Origin of the sequence: Sphingobacterium ginsenosidimutans, from assembly GCF_039536865.1 — a bacterium.
GTDB classification, from domain to species: Bacteria; Bacteroidota; Bacteroidia; order Sphingobacteriales; family Sphingobacteriaceae; genus Sphingobacterium; species Sphingobacterium detergens.
Genome location: NZ_BAAAZK010000007.1, coordinates 47,588 through 61,303 on the forward strand (window position 1 = coordinate 47,588; position 13,716 = coordinate 61,303).

Genomic DNA, 13,716 nt, shown 5'->3' on the forward strand with positions numbered 1-13,716 from the left:
GCATGCCAGAAAAAATTATCATTCTAGACTTCGGGTCTCAGTACACGCAATTAATTGCAAGACGTGTCAGAGAACTAAATGTGTATTGTGAGATACACCCGTTTAATAAATTGCCAGATTTTGACGAATCTGTGAAAGGTGTTATATTCTCAGGAAGTCCCTTTTCCGTTCGACAAGAGGATGCACCTCAAATTGATTTTGTCGCTATTCAGAAGCGTTTTCCACTTTTAGGAGTTTGTTATGGAGCACAATACATCGCTCAACAATCGGGCGGAGATGTATTACCATCTGAAATCCGTGAGTATGGTCGTGCAAATCTGCAATTTGTCAATAGTGAAAATGAATTATTGGCAGGTGTACCTGTGCAGTCTCAGGTATGGATGTCGCATGGTGATACGATCAAAGAGGTGCCGGCAAATTTTGATATCATTGCTAGCACAGACAAAGTGCGTGTTGCAGCATATCAGGTTAAAGGAACACGTACTTTTGGTATACAGTTTCACCCAGAGGTAACACATAGTACAGATGGTGCTATCTTGTTAAAAAACTTTGTTGTTGGTATCTGTGGTTGTGTGCAAGACTGGACTCCAGATGCATTTGTGGAGACTACTGTAGCATCACTGAAAGAGCAGTTGGGTAATGACCATGTGATCATGGCTTTATCTGGAGGTGTGGATTCTACTGTTGCCGCAGTATTGTTACACCATGCAATTGGACAAAAATTACATTGTATTTTTGTGGATCATGGTTTGCTTCGTAAAGATGAATATGAGCAAGTATTGGATTCTTACAAAAATATGGGTTTAAATATTAAGGGAATTAACGCAAAAGACCTATTCTATGGTCGCTTGGCAGGGGTTTCTGAACCTGAGGAAAAACGTAAGATCATTGGTAATTCCTTTATTGATGTGTTTGACGAAGCTGCGAAGGAAATTCAAAAAGAATTGCCAGAGGGCATCGAAGCGAAATGGTTGGGACAAGGTACAATCTATCCCGATATCATAGAATCAGTTTCGGTTAAAGGACCTTCCGCAACAATAAAATCACATCATAATGTCGGCGGTTTGCCTGATTTTATGAAACTGAAAGTTGTTGAACCATTAAAGACTTTATTTAAAGACGAAGTCAGAAGAGTTGGGAAGGCATTAGAGGTAGATCAGGCGATTTTAGGTAGACATCCATTTCCAGGTCCTGGTTTGGCCATTCGTATTTTAGGTGATATTACAGCCGAAAGAGTAAGAATTGTTCAGGAAGCAGATGCAATCTTTATCAGTAACTTGAAGGAATCAGGATGGTATGATAAAGTATGGCAAGCTGGTACAATCTTTTTACCTGTGCGTTCGGTAGGGGTAATGGGTGACGAACGTACTTACGAGCATGTTGTGAGCTTAAGAGCTGTAGGATCTCTTGATGGAATGACTGCAGATTGGATACATCTACCATATGACCTGTTGGCAAAAATTTCAAATGAAATTATCAACCATGTGAAAGGAATAAACAGAGTTGTATATGATATCAGTTCAAAACCACCCGCTACGATTGAGTGGGAATAAAATATGGGTTGCAGCAGTCGTGGCATTATGCCTTGCCAGCTGTACAACCAAAAGGAGCACGGTATTGCGTTCGCCCTCTTCTAGTCGGGGCGAACAGCAAACTGCTGTCACCAAACCAAACAGTGAGAAAGATAAGCCTGCTGTCAAAGTAGGCGATGTGCAAAATGTAAACGGCCATTCGGTTAAAAACAATAAAATTGCACTTCTTTTACCGTTTGAACTAAATAGCATTGCTAAAACGGTGACTACTGAAGATGTCGAGCGATCTGCTTTGGCATTGGACTTTTACCAAGGTTTTCAAGCAGGTCTAGACAAGATTGCTAAAGATGGAATGCTGTTTGATCTGCAGGTCATCGACTCGCGCGATAATGTAGCTTATAACGCGTCTTTGGGGACAGCAGCAACGGTAAAAGATGCTGTACTTGTTGTTGGTCCCGTTTACCCACGGGAAATCAGAAGTTTTGCACAGACCTTTGCGAATAAAAATGTTCTCCAGGTGTCTCCATTAGCAGCTACCATGGCTTCGGAATTTAGTGTTCCTAACTTGGTGTCCATGACACCATCGATACGGACGCATTCCGAAACAATGGCGAAATATGTCGCTGATCAGTATTATAATGGAGATCAGATCTTGATCTATGATGCCGGAGATGATGAAAGCAAACAATTCCTGGTCAATTTTGCCAGCGAGGTCACAAAAGCGAATACACAAGCAAAAGTAAAAACGGTTATGAGCGTTAATGAGCTCAATAATAGTCTCGTGCAGACTGGAACAAATCATGTTGTATCCGGAACCGCTAATAAGAACTTGGTAAAAGGATTGTTGGATGCTATGGATGAGCGTTTTTTGAGTTCTGGCAACCAATTTAAGTTGTATGGTCATCCAAATCTTTCAAAACTTTCTTTTGAAAATTTTGAAAACATGGATTTTTATAGTTTGACGGTTACTTCTTCGAGCTTAGCTAGTGATTCCGATGGTGATACGAAAAAGTTCATATCAAATTACAAATCACTGTATAAAGTAGATCCTTCTGAGTTTTCTTATAAGGGTTATGATGCAGCAGTTTATTTTGGCCGTCTACTTCATAAATACGGTGTTGATTATGTAAGCCATATGACTCAGGAGAAATTCTCTGGACTCAATAGCGATTATAGGTTTGAGTTCTATCCGAAGTGGGGGTATGCCAATAGAGCTTTGGGGATCATGGTTTATCACAACAAGAAATTTGAAAGAAAATAATCTTTGAATGGCTGAATTCAGTGAGAAACGTGTTTACCAACAAATACGTAATTTTGAGCGGGCGATGGATGGTTTCGAAGGAGATCAACCGTTTTCGCGGTATTTAACAACTTTTTTTAAGGAGAATAAACAGATGGGGTCTTCGGATCGTCGGTCCACTTCCCGTCTGTGTTATAACTATTTCCGCTTGGGGCTAGCAGCTTCACAGTTGTCACAGCAACGACGATTGATGCTTGCGGAGTTTTTATGTGAAAACGAGAGCCCTTTGGTCAATCTACTTGAACCTGCTTATAGTGATAAGCTGGGCCTATCTTTAGATAAGAAGATTGCTTTTCTTGAATCTGAAGGACTGCTAAAACGTGAGGACCTATTTCCTTTCACAGCCTATTTCTCGCCTCAGATTGATACCAAACTATTTTTGAAGAGCCAACTGGTTCAGCCTCATCTGTATATTCGGGTAAAACGAGGTAAGACTAAGATCGTTCGCGCAATTTTGGACGAAAATCAGATTCCTTATAGTGAATTGAGTGATCAGACCATCTCTTTGGCCAATGGTACCTCTTTACAGCGCTTTTCAACATTGGAAGGACTGATTGAAGTACAAGATTTATCCTCACAGCGTACGCTTGAATTTATGAAACCCGAGGATAGAGAATCCTGGTGGGATGCTTGTGCTGCATCGGGAGGTAAATCTCTTTTATTAATGGATGTATGCCCTTCTGTTAATTTATTGGTATCTGATCTTCGCATGAGTATCCTTCGTAACCTGGATGAGCGATTTGATCATGCTGGTATTAAACATTACCGTAAGAAAATATTGGATCTGACAAAAGACCCTTATCCAATATTGGGGAACGAGAAATTTGATGGGGTACTATTGGATGCACCTTGTACAGGCTCGGGTACCTGGGGACGTACACCAGAGATGATCCGGGAATTTAAAACGGCTAAGATTGAAGAATTTAGTGCATTGCAGAAAACTATCGCTAGCCATGTTGCGGGATATGTGAAAGTAGGTAAGCCGCTGGTTTATATTACATGCTCTGTATTTAAAGCGGAGAACGAGGATGTTGTGGACTATATCTTAAACAATTTGGGATTTGAACTGGAAAGTATGCGTTGTCTGGATGGTTATACAGAAAGAGCAGATAGCATGTTTGTTGCTCGGTTGATCAAAAAATAGCCAGATTGGCCTAAAAATATAGAAGCGCCTATTCTTAGAAAAAGAATAGGCGCTTTATTTTAGTGCCAGCTATTTCATCATCGCATATCCATTAATCACATTTGCTTGGTATGACCAATACTGGACAGGTTGCTTTGCGAATCACAGATTCAGATACGGAACCCGAAATGAAATGATCAAATCCGGTTCTCCCATTTGATCCCATAATGATCAGGTCTGCCGACCATTCATGGGAGGCTGCAAGAATTTCTTCTTTGATGGACCCAATTCGGTTGAAAAGATATACTTCACCGTAATCGGTAAATTCCCGACTTAATTTTTCAAGATATTTTTGCGCATTTTCCTGCTCCATTTCGGATACTTCCGGCACAATAATAGGCTGCTGACCCAATAGTGGATCTGCTCCGAAATTTGTTGGGGAGGTCGGGGGAATAACAGTGACAAGGGCAACAGAGGCACCAAATACCTGAGCCATTTCTCTAGCATATAGAATGGCTTTCTCAGAACATGGAGCATCATCGACTGCAACGAGTATTCTTTTGAATTTTAAATTTGTATTCTCCATATCTACTATAATTAATTTATCTTCGTTTTATAATATATAATCATAGATTTGACAATTTTGTTTTTATTTGGCCTATGAAATATGGCATTTGTACACTTGCTTTGGTTCCTTTGCGTTCGGAGCAGGCACATCGGAGCGAGATGGTTTCTCAGGTGTTATTTGGTGAATTATTTGAAATTATGGAAGTTGAGACTGACTGGACAGCGATAAGGATGTTGGAAACAAACTATGAGGGCTGGATCCAGAATGGTCAGTTTATAGTCGTTGATCCAGAAGAAATTGAGCACTATTTTGCAGGAACGCCAAGTTTGGTCGGAAGGGAAGGCGGATTGCTTTTTAATGATGAGAATCAACTTCATCTATGCCACGGCACAAAACTTTATATGGATAAGGCTAATAGGTTTACTTTAGGTGAGCTGGATCTAGCTTACCAAGGCCATGTCAATCCCTTTTCCAGATCTGATTTTGAGACTGAGGTTGCTGAACTCGCCATGAGTTATAAGAATACACCCTACTTGTGGGGTGGACGCTCGCAATGGGGAATAGACTGCTCAGGTTTTTCTCAACTGATTTATAGTTGCTTTGGGATCAACCTGCCAAGAGATGCATATCAGCAGGCGGAAATCGGGGAGACTGTTGATTTTATTTCGGAAATTAAGACGGGAGATTTAGCTTATTTTGACAACGCGGATGGACGCATTACACATGTGGGTATCATGTTGGATAGGGATACCATTATTCATGCTTCAGCTAAAGTGCGTATTGATCGAATGGATAATGAAGGGATCTTTAATCGGGAATTGAATAAATATTCGCATAAACTACGTATTGTGAAGCGTTATCGCTAGCCATAAAAAAGGCTATAAGTATTCATACTTATAGCCTTTTTTGTTATTAACTACTGACTAGAAGTGGAATTGCACGCCTAAAGTCGGCGCTAAAGAGTTTACGTTCAAACCGAATGTGTTTGTTGTAATATCGTTAGTTTTGTCTTTGTTGTAGTTGTAGTATAAACCTCTAACTTTTAGTTCGATACCGATTTTGCTCGTAGGAAAGTACGCCAAACCTGGAGCCAATTCAACACCGTATCTTTCAAATTTGTTTTTTGTCTCAACGTTATTTGATTCCACGGTTGTTTTTCCCCATGCCATTGGAACTGACAATTGAGCGAAAAATCTCACTGGTCCTTCAGCGGTATATTTTCTAACGAATGGAGATACTTGGAAAGCATCTGTTTTTGTGCTGTTGTCTTTGTTCGTTTCATTTTTACTCCAATCGTAACCAACACCAGTACCTACTGCCCAGTTGTCGCTAACGAAGTAACCAACAGTGGGGTTGATGGAGAATGAATTATTTTTGAAGTCAGTATCTTTAACTTTAGAAGTTTGGAAGCCAACTTGACCACCAACCATGATTTTACCTTTTTCAGTTTGTGCGTTTGCTGCGATTGTTAAACCTGCAATGGCAGCTAATGTAAGTAAAACTTTTTTCATGTGTTTTTATTTTAATAGTTTGTTCTAATAAGCCAGCAATTACTTCCTGACTTTTTTAATTTGTTAGTCAAATGTCGGAAAGTTATTTTATTTTATTGTCACTGGATTGTCTAGATATTTTGTCAAACTCGTAATTGATAGTGGTTCAATTGTTTAAATTTTGCTATTTTTTGACCGATAGGCCTTTCATTTTTTAAATGCCTATATTGTATTGACTTTTTGTTATTATTTGTCAGTTTGATGTAAGAAAGCAAAAAAAGAGCCATTGATCAATTGGATCAATGGCTCTTTTTGACATCGGGTTAATCCGAATTTATTCGAAATATTCTTTTATACGTTCAAAGAATGATTTTTCACTTTTACCAGGTTGTGGTTTAAAGTTTGGTGATTCTTTGAGTTTATTCAATAGTTCTTTTTCTTCGTTGGATACCGCTTTTGGAGTCCAGATATTCACGTAGACAAGCTGATCACCTTTATGGTAAGAATTGACTTCAGGAATACCTTTTCCTTTCAGACGTAATATTTTACCACCTTGTGTTCCAGGTTCGATTTTTATTTTAGCTTTTCCATCAATTGTCGGAACTTCTACGCTTGTACCTAATGTGGCATCGACAAAATTAATGTACAGATCATAGATCACATTAAGGCCGTCACGTTTTAAGCTTTCGTGTGGAACTTCTTCGATTAATATAATCAGATCCCCTGGTATACCGCCACGTGGAGCTGCATTTCCTTTGCCGCTCATAGAGAGTTGCATTCCTTCGCTTACGCCGGCGGGGATATTGATTGCGATTGTTTCTTCACCACGCTCTAATCCTTCACCTCTACAGGTTGTACATTTTGCGGTAATTTCAACACCTTCACCATTACAGGTAGGGCAGGTGCTGGTGGTTTGCATTTGGCCCAGGATGGTATTTGTTACTCTGCGTACTGATCCTGATCCACCACAGGTTTTACAGGTATGGAAAGAAGATTTGTCTTTCGCTCCTGAGCCATCACAGCTATGACAGGAAACTTGTTTGTTGACCTTGACTTTTTTCTCAACACCTTTAGCGATTTCTTCAAGAGTTAATTTAACTTTAATACGCAAGTTGCTTCCACGTGCTACGCGACGGCCACCACGTTGACCTCCGCCACCACCACCGAAGAAACTTTCGAAGGGGTGTCCGCCACCAAAGATATCACCAAACTGGCTAAATATGTCATCCATATTCATGCCACCACCACCGCCGTAGCCACCACTAGCTGAATTACCAGCATGGCCAAATTGGTCATAGCGTTGACGTTTTTGTGGATTGCTCAAGATATCGTATGCCTCAGCAGCCTCCTTAAATTTTTCCTCCGCTTCATGATCACCGGGGTTTTTGTCCGGGTGATATTTAATCGCTAATTTGCGATAGGATGATTTAATCTCCTTCTCGTCCGCTGAACGCGCGACACCAAGTATATCGTAATAATCTCTTTTTGACATCGTCTTAATATTATTGACCTATAACTACTTTAGCGTGACGAATCACTTTGTCACCCAAATAGTATCCCTTTTCGATTACGTCCACTACTTTGTTTTTTAAATCTGCTGTAGGTGCCGGAATAGATGTAATAGCTTCCTGTAATTCAGGGTCAAATGCCTGGCCGGCAGTTTCCATTTCTTTTAATCCCAATTGAGACAGGGTTTGTCTTAATTTGTTGTTGACAATATCCATCCCTGTTTTAACGGATTCTACGTCTGTAGCTGTTTCCATCGCATTTAATGCACGGTCAAAATCATCTAACGTAGGTAATAATTTACTGATCACATCTTTTCCTGCGGATTGAATCAATTCAACACGTTCTTTGCTTGTACGTTTTCTATAATTGTCAAATTCAGCAGAAAGACGAATGTATTTATCCTTCGCCTCTGCCAATTCAGCTGCCAACTTCTCTTCAGTAGACAATTCTACCTGATTATCCGAAGGCTGCTCTTGTTGATCAGAAGAATTAGTTTCTACTTGATCTTGACTCTCATCATAATAATTATCTTGCTCATTCATATCTTCAATGCTAAAATAGATTCAAAAATTTTCTATATCTTCTTTTCTCAAAGTTTTTGCCAAACAATAAAATTCCGACAGCTTGTCAGATTTTAATAAAAAAGCCTAACAATTTGTCGGAATTTGCAAAAATGTCTTTTTACTTGTCAGTTTTTCGTTTAGATGCTGACATTATCCTGCAGAATGCCGTCGCCAGTTTTGATAATCCGGGAAGGCATATTGCGAATAATTGTATAATCGTGAGTAGCCATTAAAATTGCTGTTCCAGAATTGGCGATATCGCGCAACAATAGGACAATTTCCTCGGAGGTGGCAGGATCCAAGTTTCCGGTAGGCTCATCCGCAAGAATAATCTCTGGGTTATTCAGTAGGGCACGGGCAATAACAATCCGCTGTTGCTCACCACCGGAAAGCTCATGGGGCATTTTCTTTAATTTAGAACGAAGTCCAACTTTTTCCAACACGTCCAGAATACGTCCATCAATCATTTTTTTATCTTTCCAGCCCGTCGCCTTTAACGCAAACTCGAGGTTCTTCTCGATCGTTCTGTCGGATAGCAAATGAAAATCCTGAAAAACAATTCCCAATTTCCGGCGTAAATAAGGAACATCATTTTCGTGAAGTTTCTTGAGGTCAAATCCAGCGATCATTCCCTCACCATTACCGATATATAAATCGCCATAGATGATTTTTAATAAACTACTTTTTCCGCTGCCAGACTGTCCGATAAGATAGAGAAATTCTCCCTTCCCGATGTTTAAATTGACATTGGATAATACTAAATGTTTCTGTTGGAAGATATCAACGTTCTTTAATGTAATTACTTTATTTTCAATCATGGGCGTTAAAACTCTAATTTTTTAATTTGACCAAAAGGCATTTCTCTTACCAATTGCATGATATATTCCGTCTTTTCTCCCAATCCGATTTTGTCAAGGGATTTGTCAGGTCGATCCACTCTAAAATATGCCAACAAGGTGAAGGCATCATCTCGCAGCTGAACATAGTCGGGAATTTTGGCGACACCTTTTACTTTAATGATATACATGATTTCAAAGTTAGTATTTTTAATGCAATTTCTTTACTATGAATTTAACGGAAGCTTACTGGTTTGCAAATAAAAAGTCCAGCGTATTTATGCCATCTGCATAATCATCCAGGGCCGGACATTGACTTTCACCAAAATGAAAGACTGGCGACTGTATGTTCAACTGGACTTCGGAGACAACACACTGAATATTTTCAGCTTGCTGATTCAGCTCGTTTTCGACATCTTTAAGACGGTTGTACTCCTCGTAATAAACCACGGATAGTGGAGAGGCTGCACGTTGGTCCTGTTTGAGCAAAAGAAATCCATTATCAAAATGCTTGTCTCCGTTGATCAGATAGATCGATTTATTATAGTCGTAATTATTATTGTATTTATAGTGTTCGGATACATCTTTAAAACCTGCTATTCCTTCGAAAAAATGTGCTACGGCATAATCTTTTGGAATGAAAAGTTTGGAAACCGAGCGACAGCCGAGACCGAAGTAATCAAAGATATCGTGACCTAAGGCCTCCAGTTGTGCTGGAGATTCCTGTCCTGTAATGACAGCAACACTATTTCTATTCCTCCGGATAATGTGGGGTTTAGAACCAAAATAATAGTCAAAATAACGGGCTGTATTGTTTGAGCCAGTGGCAATGACCAAGTCGAAGTCTTTGAGTTTATCAACAATTTCAAAAGCTGCTTCAAAAGCGGGTTCGATTTGTTTTAAGCTATTGAGTACACAAGTCGTTAAACCGGCATCATCTGAGGATACTTTAATTTTCGCTTTAAATCCACTGATTAGGACACAAAGGATATCATGAAAACCAACAAGTGGAATATTTCCAGCGAGAATTAAACCTACGGTTTTAGCTGACTCGCTATCTGGATAGGCTTGCAGCCAATGATTAAGCCGCTCTTGTGTTAAGTTCGATGAGATTGCAAGAAGGGCACTTTCAACATTTTTTACGGTATACCAAGGGTTTTTATGTTGCGCCAGTTGAATGATCTGAGTAAGATCTTCAGGCTGCTTTTTCAACAGTTCACCCAGTTTTACAAACGCATTTATTCGTTGTTGCTTTGTCAAAATATTAAATTTTTAAAAGATGAATACACAAATTTGTGTTATATTTGTGCTGTTAACATTAATCAACGTGAATCAACTAGCCTTATTGTACAATCAGACTTTGTTTTCATATTGATAATGCAAAAATAGTTTATTTATCATAATTGTGAGGTTATAAATGGCGATTAAAATTACAGACGAATGCATTAACTGTGGTGCTTGCGAACCGGAATGCCCAAATAATGCAATATACGATGCTGGTGTAACTTGGAAATTCTCAGATGGGACGGCTTTGGACGGTGTTATTGATTTTGGCGATGGCGTTACGCTTGACGCGAATGAATCACAGGAAGCGATCTCAAATGAAGTTTATTATATTGTTTCGGATAAATGTACAGAATGTGTAGGTTTTCATGATGAACCACAATGTGCTGCCGTTTGTCCGGTAGATTGTTGTGTGGATGACGAAGATGTACGTGAATCCAACGATGAACTACTAGCGAAAAAAGCTTGGTTACACGCGGAATAATTTTTTTATTCCGTTAAAATATAGAGCAGGGTAAGAAATTATCCTGCTTTTTTTTGTACGATAGCTTTTGTTAAAATCGGTATTTTGTTGCGAAAGTTGGGCTATTTAAATAATAATATTTGCAAAAGCATAGTATTTTTTTATTTTTGTTCTTTTGACCATTAAAATCTTTTAAATGTTAAAAACCAAAATAGGGTTAATCACCCTCATCACAGTTACATTAGCTTGTATCATTGCAGTATTGTACGAATTTAAAGTTGTGGGCTTTTCGCATGAATTTCTAATGGCTGTCCGTTGGATAGTTGCCACCGTTTTGGTTGTAAATGCGCTTTATAAGAAAAATTTGACCACATGGATTTTAACCTGTATGATCCTGGGCATTTTTGTTGGACTGGATTTTCCCAATCTGGCAATTTCCCTGCAACCACTGAGTAAAGGTTTCATCAAATTGGTAAAGACCATTGTTGGGCCTATTCTTTTTGCAACGCTTGTCTATGGTATCGCAGGCCACTCTGACTTGAAACAAGTAGGACGTATGGCCTGGAAGTCCATGCTGTATTTCTTTTGTGCCACTACCTGTGCTATTTTTATTGGTTTAGGTGCAATCAATCTGACTAAGGCAGGGGTAGGTGTAGACGTTGCCCATATGCCACATGAAGAGCTGCCAGTGCCTAAAGAAAGTTTGGACGAGCATGTATTGAAATCCCTTCCGGATAATGTACATCCAGTTTATAAATTCACTGCATTCGTCCGTGATCTTTTTCCTGAGAATATTGTAAAGTCAGTTGCTGACAATCAGGTATTACAAATTGTTGTATTTTCGGTGTTATTCGGAATTGGCCTAGCGATGGTCGATGAGAAGAAGCGGAAGCCACTGGTAGATTTTACCGAGAGTATGTCTGAGACGATGTTTAAGTTTACGAACATTATCATGTATTTTGCTCCGGTTGGGGTAGGAGCAGCAATGGCATACACCGTGGGGCATCTCGGTGTTGATATTTTGAAAAACTTATTTATGCTGTTGGCAACGTTGTATTTTGCCTTGTTTTGCTTTTTGACGTTGGTGTTGCTTCCTGTTGCACTTTATTTAAAGATTCCTGTCAAACGTTTTATCAACGCTATCAAAGAGCCGGTTTCTATTGCTTTTGCAACGACAAGTTCGGATGCTGCTTTACCTAAAGCCATGAGCGCAATGGAGAAATTTGGCGTGCCGCGTAAGATCGTTTCATTTGTTATCCCCACTGGTTATAGCTTCAATCTAGACGGAACATCCCTTTATTTATCATTAGCTGCAATTTTTGTTGCGCAGGCAGCTGGTATTCACTTGACGTTTGGACAGCAGCTCATGATTGCTTTCACATTAATGATTACCTCTAAGGGGGTGGCAGCAGTGCCACGTGCTTCATTAATTATCCTAATAGCAACAGCTGATCAGTTCGGTCTGCCAACCTTCGTTATCGCTGCTATTTTGGGTATTGACGAATTGATGGACATGGCGCGCACCTCTGTCAACGTTGTTGGTAACTGTCTTGCAACAGTTGTTGTCGCCAAATGGGAGGGTGAGTTTGATGAAGAAGCACCTTACCGAGAAGATACAGAAGAATTGGTTTAATACAGCCAATCACCTTATAAAAAAGCTGCTCCAATACGTAATGTATTGGAGCAGCTTTTTTTGGAGACTGAAGCCAGAAATTTATCGGCCATCTACATAGTACCAAAGGTTACCTTGCTGTTTAAATGTCGATTTTTCGTAATGGATCTGTACCTCCATTGTTGCATCCAGATAATGGGCTTCAAATTCCACGGTTGAAAAGGTAGCTTTCAGGATACTTAACTGCATCCATTTATTTTCTTTAGCCCATTGCTCAATAGCATTCTTATTTTGGAATCTTCTTGTTGTAGGGTGGAATGTGTTGTACAAAAAGTCAATGTTTCCCACAACAAAAGCACTGTAACGAGCTCGCATAAGCGCTTCGGCTGTAGTTGCCTTGGCATGGGTATGGTGAATTTGTAGGCAGCATTCGCCAAAAGTTGCACCCGAGCCACATGGGCATGAATGAGTCGCTGCTATCATGCTTTTTTGGGTTACCAGCCTTTTATGGCACCATTTTTAAATACTTTCTTTGCTGTTGCTTCTACCTCAGGTGACTGATAGGATTGTATAAACTGCTGTACTTTTTCATCATTTTTATTATCTGCCCGAGCAACAATTAAATTGACATAAGGAGATTCTTTATCCTCTGTAAATAAACCTTGTTTTTCGGGGTCTAATCCGGCCTGTGAGGCAAAGCTGTTATTAATGATCGCAACAACAACCTGAGGGTCGTCAAGTACACGAGGTAGCTGAGGGGCTTCCATTTCAATGATTTTAACCTGTTTTGGGTTGCTTACAATGTCTGTTACTTTTGGTTGTATGCCAACATTTTCCTTTAAACCAATGATTCCCTCACGCTGAAGAAGTAATAACGAACGCCCGCCGTTTGTTGGGTCATTTGGGATAGCGATAGTCGCACCGGGCTGAAGTTCGGTGATGGTTTTGATCTTTTTGGAATAGGCAACAATCGGGAATACAAATGTATTTCCCACAATGGTCAGTTTGGTGAAACCGCGTTGTTTGGATTGTTCCTGAAGATAGGGTTGATGCTGGAATACATTGACATCGATATCACCTTGATTCAGGGCTTCATTGGGGACGACGTAATCATTGAAGGCAACCAGTTCCACATCTAGATTGAACTTTTCTTTTGCAACTTTCTTAGCCGTCTCCGCAAGTTCCTTTTCAGGACCTGTCACCACACCAACTTTAAGGGTGTTTTCTTTCTTTTCCCTGTTGTTACAAGCTACAATAGTCGTCAGACTAAAGGCTAGAATTGCAAATGCATAGTTCAATTTTTTCATCTGTTTAATTTGTTTATTCATTAATCAATTTTCCCTTTAAGGCATTCATGCTGCCTTCGGCGGTTTCAGTTGTGATGAAGCTATCAGATTTAATCATCGAGTGTATGTTTTAAGCGGGATTCATGAGTT

At 39.7% G+C, this 13,716-nt stretch carries 15 protein-coding genes; 6 read left to right on the forward strand and 9 right to left on the reverse strand.

The features are described from left to right. Positions 1 to 2 precede the first annotated feature (2 nt). Genes guaA through ABFX33_RS12525 form a run of 3 tightly spaced genes read left to right on the forward strand, consistent with a single transcriptional unit; the run spans position 3 to position 3,976 of the window. A complete protein-coding gene (gene guaA, locus ABFX33_RS12515; protein WP_257089907.1) occupies positions 3 to 1,553 on the forward strand; it encodes a glutamine-hydrolyzing GMP synthase in 1,551 nt (516 codons plus the stop codon). Continuing rightward, the gene (locus ABFX33_RS12520; RefSeq protein ID WP_346086307.1) at positions 1,510 to 2,793 is read left to right on the forward strand and encodes an ABC transporter substrate-binding protein; all 1,284 of its coding nucleotides are present in this window, start codon (positions 1,510 to 1,512) and stop codon (positions 2,791 to 2,793) included. The genes guaA and ABFX33_RS12520 overlap by 44 nt, the downstream gene beginning before the upstream one ends. A 7-nt stretch (positions 2,794 to 2,800) precedes the next feature. Further along, a complete protein-coding gene (locus tag ABFX33_RS12525) occupies positions 2,801 to 3,976 on the forward strand; it encodes an RsmB/NOP family class I SAM-dependent RNA methyltransferase (RefSeq protein WP_346086308.1) in 1,176 nt (391 codons plus the stop codon). A 91-nt stretch (positions 3,977 to 4,067) separates the two neighbouring features. On the opposite strand, the gene ABFX33_RS12530 is transcribed toward ABFX33_RS12525, so the two are convergent. After that, entirely contained in the window at positions 4,068 to 4,541 is a 474-nt protein-coding gene (locus tag ABFX33_RS12530) for a universal stress protein (protein WP_120258064.1), read from the reverse strand. 74 nt (positions 4,542 to 4,615) lie between these two features. On the opposite strand from ABFX33_RS12530, the gene ABFX33_RS12535 reads away from it, so the two are divergent. Then, complete coding sequence (locus ABFX33_RS12535) at positions 4,616 to 5,389, forward strand: C40 family peptidase (RefSeq protein WP_257089912.1); 774 nt, start codon at positions 4,616 to 4,618, stop codon at positions 5,387 to 5,389. 57 nt (positions 5,390 to 5,446) lie between these two features. On the opposite strand, the gene ABFX33_RS12540 is transcribed toward ABFX33_RS12535, so the two are convergent. The 6 genes from ABFX33_RS12540 to ABFX33_RS12565 all read right to left on the reverse strand — a co-directional run bounded on the left by ABFX33_RS12540 (position 5,447) and on the right by ABFX33_RS12565 (position 10,181). Then, complete coding sequence (locus ABFX33_RS12540) at positions 5,447 to 6,034, reverse strand: porin family protein (RefSeq protein ID WP_120258062.1); 588 nt, start codon at positions 6,032 to 6,034, stop codon at positions 5,447 to 5,449. Between the two features lie 313 nt (positions 6,035 to 6,347). Further along, on the reverse strand, positions 6,348 to 7,505 hold the full coding sequence (gene dnaJ / locus ABFX33_RS12545; protein ID WP_120258061.1) for a molecular chaperone DnaJ: 1,158 nt from the start codon (positions 7,503 to 7,505) through the stop codon (positions 6,348 to 6,350). Positions 7,506 to 7,515: 10 nt separating this feature from the next. After that, entirely contained in the window at positions 7,516 to 8,064 is a 549-nt protein-coding gene (locus ABFX33_RS12550) for a nucleotide exchange factor GrpE (protein WP_120258060.1), read from the reverse strand. A 158-nt stretch (positions 8,065 to 8,222) separates the two neighbouring features. Next, positions 8,223 to 8,903, reverse strand: coding sequence for a cell division ATP-binding protein FtsE (locus ABFX33_RS12555; protein WP_346086309.1), 681 nt, complete (start codon positions 8,901 to 8,903; stop codon positions 8,223 to 8,225). 5 nt (positions 8,904 to 8,908) lie between these two features. Continuing rightward, on the reverse strand, positions 8,909 to 9,112 hold the full coding sequence (locus ABFX33_RS12560; protein WP_120258058.1) for a fructose-6-phosphate aldolase: 204 nt from the start codon (positions 9,110 to 9,112) through the stop codon (positions 8,909 to 8,911). Between the two features lie 55 nt (positions 9,113 to 9,167). Then, entirely contained in the window at positions 9,168 to 10,181 is a 1,014-nt protein-coding gene (locus tag ABFX33_RS12565; protein ID WP_257089913.1) for an acyl-CoA reductase, read from the reverse strand. A 157-nt stretch (positions 10,182 to 10,338) separates the two neighbouring features. Here ABFX33_RS12565 and ABFX33_RS12570 point away from each other — a divergent pair, with 157 nt between their 5' ends. Continuing rightward, a complete protein-coding gene (locus tag ABFX33_RS12570; protein ID WP_046672889.1) occupies positions 10,339 to 10,689 on the forward strand; it encodes a 4Fe-4S dicluster domain-containing protein in 351 nt (116 codons plus the stop codon). 175 nt (positions 10,690 to 10,864) lie between these two features. Next, positions 10,865 to 12,301 carry a dicarboxylate/amino acid:cation symporter gene (locus tag ABFX33_RS12575; RefSeq protein WP_346086310.1) on the forward strand — a complete coding sequence of 479 codons (1,437 nt, stop codon included), beginning with the start codon at positions 10,865 to 10,867 and terminating at the stop codon, positions 12,299 to 12,301. 81 nt (positions 12,302 to 12,382) lie between these two features. Here ABFX33_RS12575 and ABFX33_RS12580 read toward each other — a convergent pair whose 3' ends face one another. Both ABFX33_RS12580 and metQ read right to left on the reverse strand, forming a co-directional pair. Next, positions 12,383 to 12,763: a YchJ family protein gene (locus tag ABFX33_RS12580; RefSeq protein ID WP_257089916.1), complete on the reverse strand. Its 381-nt coding sequence runs from the start codon at positions 12,761 to 12,763 to the stop codon at positions 12,383 to 12,385. A gap of 11 nt (positions 12,764 to 12,774) precedes the next feature. Then, the gene (gene metQ, locus ABFX33_RS12585; protein WP_120259248.1) at positions 12,775 to 13,587 is read right to left on the reverse strand and encodes a methionine ABC transporter substrate-binding lipoprotein MetQ; all 813 of its coding nucleotides are present in this window, start codon (positions 13,585 to 13,587) and stop codon (positions 12,775 to 12,777) included. Positions 13,588 to 13,716 lie beyond the last annotated feature (129 nt).